Below are 14,021 nucleotides of genomic sequence, written 5' to 3'. Positions count from 1 at the left end.
TGAACGCACCCGACAAGAACGATGATGAGCTTCCCCCCTGCCTCGATGCTGTCCGACGGGTTCTTCCTGTCGCTGTCGCTGTGTCTCGACATCGGCCTCGTCAACGTCGCGATGCTGTCGCTGACGCTGTCGCACGGCTTCCGGCCGGGATTCTGGCTCGGCGTCGGCTCGTGCGTCGGCGATCTCGTCTACGCGGCGCTCGCGCTCGCGGGCATGGCCGTGTTGCTGCAATTCGAGGCCGTGCGCTGGATCGTCTGGATCGGCGGCGGTGCGGTGCTGCTGTTCCTCACGTGGAAGATGACGCGTGAAGCCCTCGCGCCAGCCGGCGGCGCCAACGACGGCACGGCCGACGACCCGCCGCAGCCGCGTGCGAGCGCGCGGCGCAGCTTCGTGCGCGGGATGCTGCTTGCGATGTCGTCGCCGAGCGCGATTCTGTGGTTCGCGGCCGTCGGCGGCGCGCTGATTGCGAAAGCCGGCGCGACCACGCCGGCGACGGCGTCGGTATTCCTGTCCGGCTTCTTCCTCGGCGGCCTCGCGTGGACGCTCTTCATGTGCACACTCGCGAGCCAGGGCCGCAAGCGCGCGGGCGCGGGGATGATGCGCGCGTGTCACGTCGCGTCGGCGCTGCTGTTCGCGTATTTCTCGTACAGCGTGATCGTCGGCGGCTACCGCGACCTGATTGCCCACGCGGCGTGACCGTCGCACGCCGGGACGCGGCGCGCCCCAAATGAAAAACGGCGCAACGCCCGTAAAGGACGTTGCGCCGTTTTGCCGCGCGGTCAGGCCGCCGCGCGGAATGCGTCAACGACGCCAGCCGTGGTGACCCCACCCGCCGTAGCCGTGGCGCCAGTACGGACGGCCGTAGTAGCCGCCATAACCGCCGACGACCACGGCCGGCGGTGCATAGTAGGCGGGCGCCGGTGCGTAATACACGGGTGGAGGTGGTGCGTAGTACACGGGCGGCGGCGGCGCATACACGGGATACGCTGGTGCGACCGGAATACCGATGCCGACCCCGATCGACACGTGAGCCTGCGCGGCGCTTGCGGTACCGAGGGCCAGCGCGGCGGCGGCGATGAACGGAATGAGCTTTTTCACTTCGATTCTCCTGCTGGAGCGGTAATTTGTGCGCTCCTGTCGGCAACGGCGGGCATGCACGTCGCATGGATGCAATGTAGCGAAAACCCGGCCCTCGCGTGTCGCGCATTTGTTGCAAATTGCAATTCCGCTCGGCTGCGGCCGCCGTGCGGCACGGCCGCGCGGATTGGCGCTCTTCCTTGTGGATCCCGCGATTCCGTCCGACCAGCGAAATCGCGACCTGCCGGCCGGTCAGTCTTACCGAATCCGGCAAGCGCGGCGCGTACGCTTCCGTAATCAACGATTACAAATTCGAGACAAGTCGCCGACAAATCAGGCGGGACATCGCCGTCGCACGATTAAGGGCCGGATTCAACCATTCTTCGACGGGGCGAACCGCCGCGCGTGTTTGACAGTCGCCCGAACGCCACCGTCCAGGCCGCCCCGGCTGGGTACCGCCACCGCCCATTCGCGACCGCCGCGCCATTCCTGCGATACTGGCGACTGCTCCATTTTCGCTTCACGACCCGCCATGTCTCTCCCCGACATTCCCCGCCTCGGCTTCATCGGCGCCGGCCGCCTGGCGCGCTGCCTCGCCTTGCGTTTCGCCGCGGCCGGCTTTCCGGTCGTCGCGATCGCGAGCCGCACGTCGGAATCGGCCACGGGACTCGCGGCGCGCATCGACGGCTGCCGGGCAGTCGACACGCCGCAGCAGGTCGTCGACGCCGCCGACCTCATCTTCCTGACCGTGCCCGACGACCATCTCGCGTCGACCGCCGCGGCGTTGCGGTTTGACGCGACGCGCGCGACGGGCCAGGCGCTCGTTCACTGCAGCGGCGCGTCGGCGGTCGAACTGCTCGACCCGGCAAAGCACCAAGGCGCCGCCACGGGCGGCTTCCATCCGCTCTACCTGTTCGGCGGCACGGACGCCGACCTCACCCGCATCGACGGCTGCTCGGTCACGCTCGAAGCCGACGGCGCGCTGCACGCGACGCTGCTGCGGCTTGCTGCCGCACTCGGGTGCCACCCGCTGTCGATTCCGGCCGGCGGCCGAATGCTGTATCACGCGGCCGCCCATTACGCGGCGAGCTTCGCGCTGTGCGGACTGTCGGAAGCGGTCGAGCTGTGGCGCGGCCTTGGCTTCGACGAGGATGCCGCGTTGCGCGCGCTGCTGCCGATGCTCGCCGGCACGATCGAGACCGCGCGCGACAGGGGCCTCGCGAACGCGCTGGCCGGCCCCGTCTCGCGCGGCGACACCGGCATCGTCGAACGCCAGCTCGCGCTGCTCGAGGCGCGCGGCGGCGACCACGCGACGCTGTATGCGCTGATGACACGCCGCGCGGTCGCGCTCGCGGCGAAGCGCGCGGCGCCGCCGTCCGCGCTGCCGGCGCTTGCGCAGGCCGTCGAAACGTCACTCGAGCGCACGACCGGACACCCCTCCCCGCCGCGAGACGAGGCGTGATAAGGTGTCGGCCGATGCGCCGCCATCCGGCGTTGGCGGCCGCACGCTACTCGACTGTATAAAAAGGATGCCAACGATGTTCGGCGAGATCGCCCGTTTTCTGCTCAATACCGTCTTCACGCTGTTCGGCGCCGCACTGATCCTGCGCGTCTGGATGCAGGCCGTCCGCGTGCCGCCGTACAACCCCGTCACGCAGGCCGTGCTGCAGGCGACCAACTGGCTCGTGCTGCCGCTGCGCCGCGTGATCGCGGGCGTGCGCGGCATCGACTGGGCAAGCGTCGTCGCCGCTGTCCTCACCGCGCTCGTCTATGTGGTGCTGATGGTCGTGATGGCCGGCCTGGATCCGGCCTCGGTGATCGCGACACTCGTCGTGGTCGCGCTGCTCACCGTCGTGAAGTGGGCGCTCAATCTCGTGATCTGGATGACGATCCTGATGGCGCTGCTGTCGTGGCTCAATCCGCGCTCGCCGGCTATGCCGATCCTCTACCAGCTCACCGCGCCGTTCCTGAACCCGCTGCGCCGCGTGATCCCGAACCTTGGCGGCATCGACCTGTCGCCGATCCTGCTGTTCGTGATCGTGCAGGTGCTGCTGATGATCGTCACGCGCGCTGCCGTGTCGCTGACGATGTTCGGCATCTGACGTGTTGCTACGCCGCCGGCCCCTGCGCCGGCGGCGCCTCGAGCGTGTCGATCACCCCGAAGCGCGCCGGAATCATCGCGTAGCACACGCGCACTTTCTCGCGCGCCACCTGCTCGATCAGCCGCTGGGCCTCGTCCTCGGTGACGATGAACTCGACCTCGATCGTGAGCGAACCCTGCAGCTCGAAAAAGCGATCCTCGTGCAGCACGCGATGCCGGCCGAAGCCGGCCATCGCACGAAACGCGGAACCGCCCGCGACGCCCATCCGGTTTCCCTCCTCGAGCAACCACTCCCACAGCGGCTTCCAGTGCAGCCGGTGCTGCTCGTGCACATAGAAGCGCAAGAAGACCCTGTCCATCGCGTCCTCCCGATGCCGGCGCGCTCAGGCCGTCGCGAACCACGCGCGCGCGGTCCACATGCCGAGCGCCGTCAGCGTGAACGATCCAGTCAAGTGTAGGGCAGCCACCGCGAACGCCCATCCCAATTCGCCCTGCACCGCGTGCGTCATTACTTCGACCGAATAGGTCGAGAAGGTCGTGAGGCCGCCGAGGAAGCCGGTGATCACGAACAGCCGCCACTCGGGCGGCAGCCCGACGCGGGAGGTAAACGCGACGGCCGCGATGCCGATCACGTAACCGCCGATCAGGTTCGCGGCGAGCGTGCCGAGCGGCACGGCGGGAAAGAACGCGTTGAGCGCAAGGCTCAGGAACCAGCGCAGCAATGCGCCAAGCCCGGCGCCGACGAAGATCGCGACGATCGAATAGAACAAGGGAGCTCCTCGCTGACGAAGCCGCATGGCGAATGCGACCTACGCCGAACTGTATGCGCAATCGCGCCGCGACGGCAACGCCGGCCGGCACCCCGGTGCGCACCGGATGGTGTCGCGCCGGAATCATGCATTTCATTATTTCCACGCGCCGCCGAGTTGGACATTTTCCGATGCATTACGCAGGACATTACAAATCGCCAGAAACGAATTCATTATTCATCAGATTTTCCCGAAGTCGAAAAATCAGCCTCGCGCTCACACCAATCATGCAAGCCATGCGTCATGGGCATTCCGCATGTTTTCCCTAATCCAGACATTCCCGAATCTGGCCGATATTCCATGCAATTCATTCGATCGATTTCGTAAAATTATTTCGCCCCCACTCCATCGACATGGAGACTCGAAAAATGATCAATTACCGCCTGTCATCCATGTTGATTCCGGCACTGTGCATGACGCTGCTCGCGTCGAGCGTCGCGCTCGCGGCGGACAACGGCCCGCCGTCCTACGTCGAAGGCACCCGCGCGCCGAAAGGCTATGCGCGCCCGCCGTTCCATACGAAACAGCGCGCAAGCACGGCCACGGTAGCCGGCCTCACACCCGCGCTCGTCCGCCATGCGTACGGATTCGATTCGATCGCCAACCAGGGCGACGGGATGGTCGTCGCGATCGTCGACGCGTACGACGATCCGAAGATCGAAGCCGATCTCGGCGTGTTCAGCAGCGCGTTCTCGCTGCCGGCCTGCACTTCATCGAACGGCTGTTTCACGAAGGTGTACGCGCGCGGCGCACGACCCAAGACGGACGCGGGCTGGTCGCTCGAGATGTCGCTCGACGTCGAATGGGTGCATGCGATCGCGCCGAAGGCGAAGATCGTGCTCGTCGAGGCCGCGTCGGCCAGCTTCAACGACCTGATGGCCGCGGTCGACGTCGCGGTCAAGCGCGGCGCATCGGTCGTGTCGATGAGCTTCGGCGGCAACGAGTTCAGCAGCGAGACCGGCTTCGACAGCCACTTCAACGTATCGGGGGTCACGTTCGTCGCGTCGTCCGGCGACAGCGGCACCGGCACCGAGTACCCGGCTGCGTCGCCGTACGTGGTGGCGGTAGGCGGCACGACGTTGTCCACCGACGCGTCCGGCGCCTATGTCAGCGAGGCCGCGTGGAGCGGCAGCGGCGGCGGCGTCAGTTCGATCGAGGCCGAGCCGGCCGGGCAGACCGGCTGGCCCGTGCCGGTGGCCGGCAAGCGCGGCGTGCCCGACGTCAGCTACGATGCGAATCCGTCCAGCGGCTTCGCGGTGTACGACTCGGTCACCTATCAGGGGCAGGCCGGCTGGTTCCAGGTCGGCGGCACGAGCGCGGGCGCGCCGCAATGGTCGGCGCTCGTCGCGATCGCGAATTCGTTGCGTACGGCAGCCGGCAAACACGCGCTGAGCGGCACCTACGACACGCTCTATACGGTCGGGAAAAACGCGTACGGCAGCGACTACCACGACGTGACGACCGGATCCAACGGCACTTGCGGCAGCATCTGCAATGCGGCGGGCGGCTACGACTACGTGACGGGCCTCGGCTCCCCGATCGCGCCGGCGCTCGTCCAGGCGCTCGTCGCCCAGCCGTGATCGCGGGGCCGCGGCCGGCCGATTCGTGCCGCGCCGCTCAGCCGCCGTGCCATGCGCGATCGAGTGCGGCGAGCGTCGCGAGCGCGCCGCCCTTCAGCCCAATCACGTCCGCGCGGCGGGCATGCGCTTCGCGTGCGTTGATGCGGATCACGTCCGCACCGAGCCGTTCGCTCGAGAGACGCACGGTCGGAATCGCCGTGCCCGCGCCGATCTCGACGACAGTCACCCATCCCGCTTGCGCGATCCAGTCCTGCAGGGCCCGCTCCTGCGCGTCGTAGCGTTCGCCGAGCCAGCCGTTGTCGCCGAACATCAGGATGTTCGGCCGCGCGAGGCCGCCGCAACGCGGGCAGCGCGGCATCTCGCCGACCAGCCGGCACGCGGCCGCGTCGACGTCGGGCACGAACGGCGCGGCGTCCCACGTGTCGTCCGAGCACGGGCGCAGGCACTGCATCGAATGAATCGACCCGTGAATCTCGACGATACGCGCCGCGTCGAAACCGGCCTTCTGGAACTGGCCGTCGACATTGCTCGTCAGCACGAAGCCGCCGTTCGGCATCGCGTTCATCCAGCGCCGCAGGATCGCGAAGCCCGCGTGCGGCACCGTCTGCCGGTAGAGTCCGAGACGGTGGCCGTAAAAGCCCCACGCAAGCTGCGGATGCGCGCGGAACGCCTGCGGGGAGGCGATCTCGTGGAATTCGAAACGTTCGTGGCGCAGCGCCGGATACGCGCGCCAAAAGCCGTCCGTGCCACGGAAATCGGGCAACCCCGAATCGACGCCGATGCCGGCGCCGGCCGTCACGAGCAACGCATCGGCGCGCGCGAGCGCCTCGACGGCGGACGCGACCAGATGGGCCGGCAATGATGCGGCATCGGCGCTGGAATCGGTGGAACCGGTGGAGTCGAACGAGTCGGAAATCGGCATGATGAAGCAGCGGGAGCGTCGAACGGAGCGCGAATGGCGTCGCGCGATCATACGCCGGTTCGGGCGCCGCGCCGCCGTTATCACGCGGTCGCGGTGTGCCCGCCCGCAGGTTCCCGCAGCGCGACGTACTGCAGCAGCATGATCGTCTTCGCGTCGACGATCTCGCCACGCTCGACGGCATCCAGCGCCGCGTGCAGCGGCATCTCGACGACCTCGAGATCCTCGCCCTCTTCCGCGATGCCGCCGCCATCGCCGGTGCGCAGCGACGCATCGTATTCGCCGACGAAGAAATGCAGCTTTTCCGTCACCGAGCCCGGACTCATGAACGCCTCGAACACCTTGCGCACGCCACGCACGCGATAGCCGGTTTCCTCTTCGGCCTCCGCGCGGATGCGAGCGTCGGGCGTCGCGTCGTCGAGCAGCCCGGCCGCGGCTTCGAGCAGCATCCCGTCGTGCCCGTTGACGAACGCCGGCATCCGGAACTGCCGCGTGAGCAGCACGTCGCCCGTCGCCGCGTTGCGCAGCAGGATGGTCGCGCCGTTGCCGCGGTCGTACGTTTCGCGGCTCAGGCGCTGCCACGTGCCGTCGCGGCGCTGGAAATCGAACGTTACCTTCTTCAGCACATACCAGTCATCGGACAGCACCGTCGTATCGACGATGCGGACGCGGTCCCGCGTTGCAGCCATGATGGTCTCCCATTCGACAAGTGACGGCGCTCATGGTAACGTGCAGATTCGTGCAATTTCAAGAAATTTCGTGCAAATCCGATGCTGACGACCCAACGCAAGAAGGCGATTCTCGACGCGCTCGCCCGCGACGGCCAGGTGCTGGCCGTAGAGCTGAGCGCGCAATTCGGCGTGTCCGAGGACACGATCCGGCGCGACCTGCGCGAGCTGGCGGCCGAGGGCCTGCTGCAGCGCGTGCACGGCGGCGCGCTGCCCGCGTCGCCGGCGCTCGCGTCGTTCGCGCAGCGCGAGACGCTCGAAACGGCGGAAAAGCGGCGTATCGCGCGCCGGGCCGCGCAAATGATCTCGCCCGGGCAGGTCGTGATCGTCGACGGCGGCACGACGTCGGCGCTGCTCGTCGGCCAATTGCCGCCCGACCTGCGCGCAACGATCGTCACGCACAGCCCGAGCGTCGCCGTCGCGTTGGCCGCGCATCCGTCGATCGATGTGATCCTGATCGGCGGACGGCTGTACAAGCATTCGATCGTCGCGGTGGGCGCCGCGGCGATGGAAGGCATCTCGCGCATCCACGCGGACCTGTATTTCATGGGCGTGACCGGCGTTCACCCGGTCGCGGGTCTGAGCACCGGCGATTTCGAGGAAGCGGCGATCAAGCGCGCGCTGGCCGGACGCGCCGGCGAGACGGTCGTGCTGGCTTCGCAATCCAAACTGCGAGCGGCGTCGCAATTCGTGATCGGCGAGCTCGCGCTCGCGCAAGCGATCGTGGTCGAACAGGAAACCGATGCAGCGCTGACCGAGCCGATCGAGGCGGCGGGCGTGACCGTCGTGCGCGCGTAGCCGGGCGACGGCTTCGATGCCTGCACGTCGGCAGGGCGGCACCGACATCGCCGCCGGCGCGATGTCAGCGTGCTGACAGGCGCCGCTTGCTACGATGGACGATTGCCCACCCGCCGCGTCCCGTTCGTACGATGCCGCCCTCCCCCACACCGCCCCCCTCCGCGCCGCCCGACGGCGCTGCTCCACCGCCCGGCGTCCTCGCACTGTTCGTCGCATTCGCGCAGATCGGCCTGACCAGCTTCGGCGGCGGGCTGAGCGGGCGCATGATGCGCGACTTCGTACACGAGCGGCGCTGGCTCGACGAGGAAGCGTTCCTCAACGGCCTTGCGCTGTCGCAGGCGCTGCCGGGTGTCAACGTGAAGAACCTCGCGATCTGGATCGGCTACCGGCTGGCCGGATGGCGCGGCGCGGTGGCAGGCTTCACCGGCATCATCGCGCCGCCGGCCGTGCTGATCGTGCTGTTCGGCGTCGCGTTCTCGACGCTGACGCGCTTTACGTTCACGCACGTCGCGCTCGCGGGCGCGGCCGCCGCGGCGATCGGGCTGTCGATCTCGATGGCGATCACCGCGGTGCGACGTCTGCCGCGCCGCGCGCTGCCGTTCTCGGTGGCGGCGCTCACGTTCATGTCGGTGGCGGTACTGCACTGGCCGCTCGTATGGACCGTGCTGATCGGCGGCACGCTGAGCGTCGCGCTCGAATATCGCCGCGCGGCCGCCCCCACCGTCGGACGCGACGAACGATGACGGCCTCATCGCGCTACGCCGCCCTGTTCGGTGTATTCGCGCCGCTGTCGATCGCGACGATCGGCGGCGGTCAGGCGATCATCGCCGACATCCAGCGGCAGGTCGTCGACGTGCATCACTGGATGACGGCCACGCAGTTCGTGAACGACTTCGCAATCGCTCGAATGGCGCCGGGCCCCGGCTCGCTGCTCGCGACGCTGATCGGCTGGCAGGTGGCGGGCTTCTGGGGCGCGGTCATCGCGACGCTTGCGCTGTTCGGGCCGACCGCGTTCCTGATCTACGGCATCGCACATCTGTGGCGGCGCCACCAGGGCGCACGTTGGCAGGTCGCGCTCGAGGCCGGTCTGCGCCCGGTCGCGGCCGGCATGATCCTCGCGTCGGTCTGGGTGCTGCTGCAGGCGCTCGACGGCGGCTGGCCCGCGCGGGCGATCGCGGTCGCGTCGACGGTGTGCGTGATGGTCACGCGCATCCACGCGCTATTGCTGATCGTCTTCGGCGCGGTGCTGCTGGTCGGCGTGCACGCGATCGGGTGACGGCGGCTTGCCTACGGCGCACAGGCCTGCCGCACGGGGGGCGACCGCGCGCTCGCGTAGTTCGTCGCGGCGATGATGCTCGAGTTCATGGCCCGCTTTGCACTCGGCGCGCGCTGAAAGTCGTCCGCGCCGTTCACAGGCCGGCCACCGCGCGAAACGCACGGCACGCATCGGCATGAAGCTCGAAGCCGATGCCCTGCGCCTGCGGCACGGCCGCGTAGCCGTCATCGACCGATTCGCCGTCCGCCAACCCGTTGAACGGACGGAACGCGAACGGACTGACTTCGGCTCCGCGTGGCCCCAGCGTCGACACGTCGTGCAGCGAGAACGGATGACCGCCGTGCGGCCAGAACGCATCGCGGCGCCATCCGTTCGACACGAAATGATCGACGATCTGCAGGTAGCCCGGCAGGCCGTAGCAATGCACCGGATCGAACACGAGGACGTCGCAGTCCGGGCGCAGGCCGCCGTAGCGTTCGAGCAGCTTCGCTTCGGCGAGCAGGCTCGACGCCATCGCAACGCCACGCGCCGTGAGGTCACGTAACTCGATCGGAATCGCCCGAATCGCGCCGTACCGCATCGATGTGCGGATGAATTCTGCGTCATGCGCGAGGCGGGCCGCGCGGGTCGACGCCGCCATCGCGCCCCACTGGCACGGCCGCGAATTAGATGGACATCCGACGTGAGGCGCGTATGATGAATTTTGTCCGAGCCTGCGTTACTCAACTCGCCGCTCGCCCCGCCGTCTGCCCTCTCATTGCGTCGCGCCGTTACCCGCGCGCATTGCTGCCTTTTTCACCCCACCCGTCACGCCGCGCCGCGGTGATACCGGTTGGATGCGTTCGTCCATGGGATTTATCGCGGACGAACCCAGGAGTTCATCATGAGCATGCATCTCTATCGCGGCTTCGAAATCTATCCGCTGATCTACCCGCACATTCCATCGCAGAACGGCAATCCGCACAACTACGCCGGCGGCTTCGACGCGGCCGTGAAAATCTGCCTGCGCGGCACCACCGACACGCTGACCCGCAGCGAAACATTCCGGCTGCTCGAGAACGCGCCGTTCGAATCGGCGGGCGAAGCGCGTCGGGCGTCCGTTCGCTACGCGGAGGAGATCATCGATGGCAATCGCGGCGAGCAGCCGCTCTTCGCCGATTCCCATTGACGATTCATGCCGCGGCGTCACCACGACGGCACCCTGATTCGGACGACGAAATGATCATCGACGAACTCCTCCGCCTGATCGAACGGCGCGAAATCTCCGTGACCGACGCGGTCCCGCACGACGCCCTCGCCGGTTCCGCGTTGCGTCATCAACCCGAGTTGCAGATGTTCGCCGCCGTGCGCGCACTGTCGATTCGTGCCGGATATTCCGAATTCGAATCCGACGAGATCGCGAGTGCCGTGATGACCCGACTCGGCTAGTTTCCTCCACGCATATCTTGAAACAGGACCTACATGACGACGATCATCCTCAAGCCCAACGAACCTGTCGATGTCGCGCTCCGGCGCTTCCGGCGAAACATCGAGAAGACGGGCCTGATCCGCGAACTGCGCAGTCGCACTGGCTATGAAAAGCCGACCACCGAGCGCAAGCGCAAGAAAGCCAGCGCCGTCGCGAGACAGCGCCTGCGCGCGAAACGCATGCTGCCGCCTCGCAAGCTCTATTAGGAGAACGTCGTGTACCAGCCGACCGTCGAGGCCCCTCCATTCTTCCCGTTGACGAAATGCGAGGTCGATTTCGATCGACAGAACGATGCGATCACGCTTCTGCCGAGCTTCTACGCGTTCGGCTGCGAGTACACCAGTCGCGGCCTCCTGATCGGTCGAGACGATGCATTCAGATTGATTGCCGCGATCGAAAAGGCCCTGAGCATCGAGCAGTGAGCGTCGCGCCGACGTTGTCGAATCGCGTCGTGCCGGACAACGCTGCGCGGACGCGCGACCACGCTCGGCGCGTTATTTTCGGGGTGGAGCGAGTTTTATCGAGCCGGAATCCTCTGATTGCGATTTCGGCTGAAAGCCCTGCTCGTCGGCACGGGTACAGGTGCGTTTCAACGCATCGGTTCAACCGGTGCTGGTGCGCGAGTCGAACCGACAGACCCGCTCACGCGAAGACGAAATACTTGCGCACCGTCTCCACCACTTCCCACGTTCCTTTCATGCCCGGTTCGATGACGAACACGTCGCCGGCCTTCAGGTGCACCGGCTCCTCGCCTTCCGGCGTGATGATGCAGTAGCCGTCGAGAAAGTGGCAGTACTCCCATTTCTCGTAATTCACCTCGAACTTGCCCGGCGTGCAGATCCAGGTGCCCATGATCTTGCTGCCATCCTTCGACAGGTACGCGTTGAGGTTCACGGTATGCGGATCGCCGCCGATGCGCTTCCACTTGGTCGCGTCGACCACCGGGGTCGGACAGGTTTTGCGCAGAACGGTGATGAAATCGGACATGTCGGCTCCAGACTAACGATCGGGTAAAAGGTCTGTCACGTTAGTTCGAAAGCTGTGCTGGAACTTGTATGCGTCCGACACCGACTCGTCTATTTTCGACACGGCCCGCTTTTCGACACGGCTTGCGCGCGGGCGCCGCCTGCGCATTCCGGTCGGCGTTGCGATGACGGACCGCTTCCGGCCGATCGTGGACGTCCGCTCCCGGCCATCCATTGTTCAACCACCGAGCCCATGCCCTGCTTCGAGACGAGCGGCCAAAAACGCCTCGCTTGCAACATCTGAGCCAAACCCTGTAGAATTACACGTTCTGCGGGCGTCGTATAATGGCCATTACCTCAGCTTCCCAAGCTGATGACGTGGGTTCGATTCCCATCGCCCGCTCCACCTTCGGCTGCTCGGCAGCCTGCGCAAGAGCCGCCTCGTCGAAGGCGGCTTTTTTGTACCATCTGCCAGTTCATCCGGCAGCACCGCTGCGCATGACGGCCCGCGCCCAAACCGAGCCTTTCTCTGTCACCGATGATGCACGACGATCCGAACGAAGCCGGCCTGCCGCCGGACGATGCCGCCCTTCCCGACGAAGCCCCCGACGGCGCCGACGAAGTCAATCCGCTGCACCGCCGCCGCATCCGCAGCTTCGTGACGCGCGCCGGCCGCGTGTCGACCGGCCAGCGCCGCGCGCTCGACGAGCTCGGTCCGCGCTTCGTCGTTCCGTACGCGGCGGAAATCCCGGACTGGGACGCCGTGTTCGGCCGCCGCGCGCCGCGCATCCTGGAGATCGGCTTCGGGATGGGCGCATCGACCGCCGAAATTGCCGCGCACCGTCCGGACGACGACTTCCTCGGCGTCGAAGTGCACGAACCGGGTGTCGGCGCGCTGCTGAAACTGATCGGCGAGCAGGATCTGACGAACATCCGCATCATCCAGCACGACGCGGTCGAGGTGCTCGAGCACATGCTTGCGCCGGAAAGCCTCGACGGCGTGCACATCTTCTTCCCGGATCCGTGGCACAAGGCGCGCCACCACAAGCGCCGGCTGATCCAGCCGCCGCTCGTCGCGCACCTCGCCTCGCGCCTGAAGCCCGGCGCGTACCTGCACTGCGCGACCGACTGGCAAAACTACGCGGAACAGATGCTGGAGGTGCTCGGCGCCGAACCGACGCTCGAAAACACGGCCGCCGACTACGCGCCGCGCCCCGACTACCGCCCCGTCACGAAGTTCGAACGTCGCGGGCTGCGGCTCGGCCACGGCGTGTGGGATCTGGTGTTCCGCAAGCGCGCCGGCTGACCACAACACGCAGGCGCGCAACGCACGCTGCACGCCGCGCAATGACAAACGGCCCGACCGGCATCTGCTGCCGATCGGGCCGTTTTCTATTGGAAGCGCTTTGCCCCCGCCCCGGCGTCACGCCCAGTTCAGCCATCCGCTGTAACCGACCAACAGCACGAACAGGCCGAACGCGATCCGGTACCACGCGAATACGGTGAAGTCGTGCGTCGCGACGAAACGCAGCAGCCAGCGCACGCACACGAACGCGCTGACGAACGCGGCAACGAGCCCGAGCGCGAACAGGCCGAGCGAATCGACCGTAAACGCCTGCCAGTCCTTGGCGGTTTCATAGAGCGTCGCGCCGAAGATGATCGGAATCGCGAGGAAGAACGAGAATTCGGTCGCGACACGCCGCTCGAGGCCGAACAGCATCCCGCCGATGATCGTCGAGCCCGAGCGCGACATGCCCGGCACCAGCGCGAAACATTGCGCGATGCCGACCTTCAGCGCGTCGAGCGGCGTGAGCGCATCGACAGATTGCACGCGCGGCGGCTCGCTGCGTTCGCGCTGCCGCGCCTCGGCCCACAGGATGATCGCGCCGCCGACGACGAGCGCGAACGCGACCGGCACCGGCGAGAACAGCACGGCCTTGATCTTCTTCTCGAACAGCAGGCCGAGCGCGATCGAGGGAATCGTCGCGATCACGACGTTCAGCGTGAAGCGCTGAGCGTCGGGCCGGCTCGGCAGCCCGGACACGATTGACGCGATCCGTTGCCGGTATTCCCAGCAGACCGCGAGGATTGCGCCGAACTGGATCACGACGTCGAAGGTCTTCGCGTGCGGGTCGTTGAAATTCAGGAAGCTGCCCGCGACGATCAGGTGGCCGGTGCTCGACACCGGGAGGAATTCCGTCAGCCCCTCGACGACGCCGAGGATCAATGCCTTGCAGATCAGGATCCAGTCCATCCGTGGCCCAACTCCGAAGTAGTCGAAAGAAAGGGCCGCGTCACCG

General features: G+C 66.9%; 19 protein-coding genes, 1 tRNA gene and 1 pseudogene. 13 read left to right on the top strand and 8 right to left on the bottom strand.

From position 1 onward, the window contains the following. The first annotated feature begins 24 nt into the window (after nucleotides 1–24). Entirely contained in the window at nucleotides 25–696 is a 672-nt protein-coding gene (locus WI26_RS04215; protein ID WP_069226349.1) for a LysE family translocator, read from the top strand. 105 nt (nucleotides 697–801) lie between these two features. Here the strand turns inward: WI26_RS04215 and WI26_RS04210 are convergent, their stop codons facing one another. Further along, nucleotides 802–1,098, bottom strand: coding sequence for a hypothetical protein (locus WI26_RS04210; RefSeq protein ID WP_069225278.1), 297 nt, complete (start codon nucleotides 1,096–1,098; stop codon nucleotides 802–804). Between the two features lie 511 nt (nucleotides 1,099–1,609). Between WI26_RS04210 and WI26_RS04205 the strand changes: the two genes are divergently transcribed. Together WI26_RS04205 and WI26_RS04200 are read left to right on the top strand one after the other, a co-directional pair. Continuing rightward, nucleotides 1,610–2,539: a Rossmann-like and DUF2520 domain-containing protein gene (locus WI26_RS04205; protein ID WP_069225277.1), complete on the top strand. Its 930-nt coding sequence runs from the start codon at nucleotides 1,610–1,612 to the stop codon at nucleotides 2,537–2,539. A 76-nt stretch (nucleotides 2,540–2,615) separates the two neighbouring features. Further along, the gene (locus tag WI26_RS04200; protein ID WP_059467007.1) at nucleotides 2,616–3,179 is read left to right on the top strand and encodes a YggT family protein; all 564 of its coding nucleotides are present in this window, start codon (nucleotides 2,616–2,618) and stop codon (nucleotides 3,177–3,179) included. Between the two features lie 7 nt (nucleotides 3,180–3,186). Here the strand turns inward: WI26_RS04200 and WI26_RS04195 are convergent, their stop codons facing one another. Both WI26_RS04195 and crcB read right to left on the bottom strand, forming a co-directional pair. Then, a complete protein-coding gene (locus WI26_RS04195) occupies nucleotides 3,187–3,537 on the bottom strand; it encodes a DUF190 domain-containing protein (protein ID WP_059467006.1) in 351 nt (116 codons plus the stop codon). Between the two features lie 24 nt (nucleotides 3,538–3,561). Further along, nucleotides 3,562–3,948, bottom strand: a complete 387-nt coding sequence (gene crcB / locus WI26_RS04190) for a fluoride efflux transporter CrcB (protein WP_059538889.1) — start codon at nucleotides 3,946–3,948, stop codon at nucleotides 3,562–3,564. 407 nt (nucleotides 3,949–4,355) lie between these two features. Here crcB and WI26_RS04185 point away from each other — a divergent pair, with 407 nt between their 5' ends. Continuing rightward, nucleotides 4,356–5,567, top strand: a complete 1,212-nt coding sequence (locus WI26_RS04185) for a S53 family peptidase (protein ID WP_069225276.1) — start codon at nucleotides 4,356–4,358, stop codon at nucleotides 5,565–5,567. Between the two features lie 37 nt (nucleotides 5,568–5,604). Here the strand turns inward: WI26_RS04185 and WI26_RS04180 are convergent, their stop codons facing one another. Beyond that, nucleotides 5,605–6,489, bottom strand: a complete 885-nt coding sequence (locus WI26_RS04180; RefSeq protein WP_069225275.1) for an SIR2 family NAD-dependent protein deacylase — start codon at nucleotides 6,487–6,489, stop codon at nucleotides 5,605–5,607. Between the two features lie 80 nt (nucleotides 6,490–6,569). Then, nucleotides 6,570–7,175 (bottom strand): NUDIX domain-containing protein, encoded by a 606-nt coding sequence (locus WI26_RS04175; RefSeq protein ID WP_069225274.1) that lies wholly within the window; start codon nucleotides 7,173–7,175, stop codon nucleotides 6,570–6,572. A gap of 81 nt (nucleotides 7,176–7,256) precedes the next feature. On the opposite strand from WI26_RS04175, the gene WI26_RS04170 reads away from it, so the two are divergent. From WI26_RS04170 to WI26_RS04160, 3 genes are all read left to right on the top strand, one after another. Then, nucleotides 7,257–8,012 carry a DeoR/GlpR family DNA-binding transcription regulator gene (locus tag WI26_RS04170; protein ID WP_069225273.1) on the top strand — a complete coding sequence of 252 codons (756 nt, stop codon included), beginning with the start codon at nucleotides 7,257–7,259 and terminating at the stop codon, nucleotides 8,010–8,012. A 131-nt stretch (nucleotides 8,013–8,143) separates the two neighbouring features. Then, nucleotides 8,144–8,755: a chromate transporter gene (locus tag WI26_RS04165; RefSeq protein ID WP_069225272.1), complete on the top strand. Its 612-nt coding sequence runs from the start codon at nucleotides 8,144–8,146 to the stop codon at nucleotides 8,753–8,755. Next, on the top strand, nucleotides 8,752–9,288 hold the full coding sequence (locus WI26_RS04160) for a chromate transporter (protein ID WP_069225271.1): 537 nt from the start codon (nucleotides 8,752–8,754) through the stop codon (nucleotides 9,286–9,288). The genes WI26_RS04165 and WI26_RS04160 overlap by 4 nt, the downstream gene beginning before the upstream one ends. Nucleotides 9,289–9,421: 133 nt before the next feature. Here WI26_RS04160 and WI26_RS04155 read toward each other — a convergent pair. Then, nucleotides 9,422–9,787, bottom strand: a pseudogene (locus WI26_RS04155) (mandelate racemase); the annotation flags it as partial. 384 nt (nucleotides 9,788–10,171) lie between these two features. On the opposite strand from WI26_RS04155, the gene WI26_RS04150 reads away from it, so the two are divergent. The 4 genes from WI26_RS04150 to WI26_RS04135 are packed head-to-tail and all read left to right on the top strand — an operon-like array spanning nucleotide 10,172 to nucleotide 11,178. Next, nucleotides 10,172–10,456 carry a hypothetical protein gene (locus WI26_RS04150; protein WP_059466997.1) on the top strand — a complete coding sequence of 95 codons (285 nt, stop codon included), beginning with the start codon at nucleotides 10,172–10,174 and terminating at the stop codon, nucleotides 10,454–10,456. A 50-nt stretch (nucleotides 10,457–10,506) separates the two neighbouring features. Then, nucleotides 10,507–10,716 (top strand): hypothetical protein, encoded by a 210-nt coding sequence (locus tag WI26_RS04145; protein WP_059466996.1) that lies wholly within the window; start codon nucleotides 10,507–10,509, stop codon nucleotides 10,714–10,716. Nucleotides 10,717–10,749: 33 nt separating this feature from the next. Continuing rightward, entirely contained in the window at nucleotides 10,750–10,962 is a 213-nt protein-coding gene (gene rpsU, locus WI26_RS04140; protein ID WP_059466995.1) for a 30S ribosomal protein S21, read from the top strand. 9 nt (nucleotides 10,963–10,971) lie between these two features. Continuing rightward, nucleotides 10,972–11,178: a hypothetical protein gene (locus WI26_RS04135; RefSeq protein WP_069225269.1), complete on the top strand. Its 207-nt coding sequence runs from the start codon at nucleotides 10,972–10,974 to the stop codon at nucleotides 11,176–11,178. A gap of 220 nt (nucleotides 11,179–11,398) precedes the next feature. Here the strand turns inward: WI26_RS04135 and WI26_RS04130 are convergent, their stop codons facing one another. Further along, nucleotides 11,399–11,743: a cupin domain-containing protein gene (locus tag WI26_RS04130; protein ID WP_059466993.1), complete on the bottom strand. Its 345-nt coding sequence runs from the start codon at nucleotides 11,741–11,743 to the stop codon at nucleotides 11,399–11,401. A 309-nt stretch (nucleotides 11,744–12,052) separates the two neighbouring features. On the opposite strand from WI26_RS04130, the gene WI26_RS04125 reads away from it, so the two are divergent. Both WI26_RS04125 and trmB read left to right on the top strand, forming a co-directional pair. Next, nucleotides 12,053–12,127, top strand: a tRNA-Gly gene (locus WI26_RS04125). A gap of 132 nt (nucleotides 12,128–12,259) precedes the next feature. Beyond that, entirely contained in the window at nucleotides 12,260–13,027 is a 768-nt protein-coding gene (trmB, locus tag WI26_RS04120; RefSeq protein WP_069225268.1) for a tRNA (guanosine(46)-N7)-methyltransferase TrmB, read from the top strand. 117 nt (nucleotides 13,028–13,144) lie between these two features. Here trmB and WI26_RS04115 read toward each other — a convergent pair whose 3' ends face one another. Then, nucleotides 13,145–13,975 carry an undecaprenyl-diphosphate phosphatase gene (locus WI26_RS04115; protein ID WP_069225267.1) on the bottom strand — a complete coding sequence of 277 codons (831 nt, stop codon included), beginning with the start codon at nucleotides 13,973–13,975 and terminating at the stop codon, nucleotides 13,145–13,147. Nucleotides 13,976–14,021: the final 46 nt, after the last annotated feature.

The sequence above is a fragment of the Burkholderia diffusa genome (assembly GCF_001718315.1).
Classification (GTDB): Bacteria; Pseudomonadota; Gammaproteobacteria; order Burkholderiales; family Burkholderiaceae; genus Burkholderia; species Burkholderia diffusa_B.
This window is presented reverse-complemented; position numbering and strand designations above follow the sequence as displayed.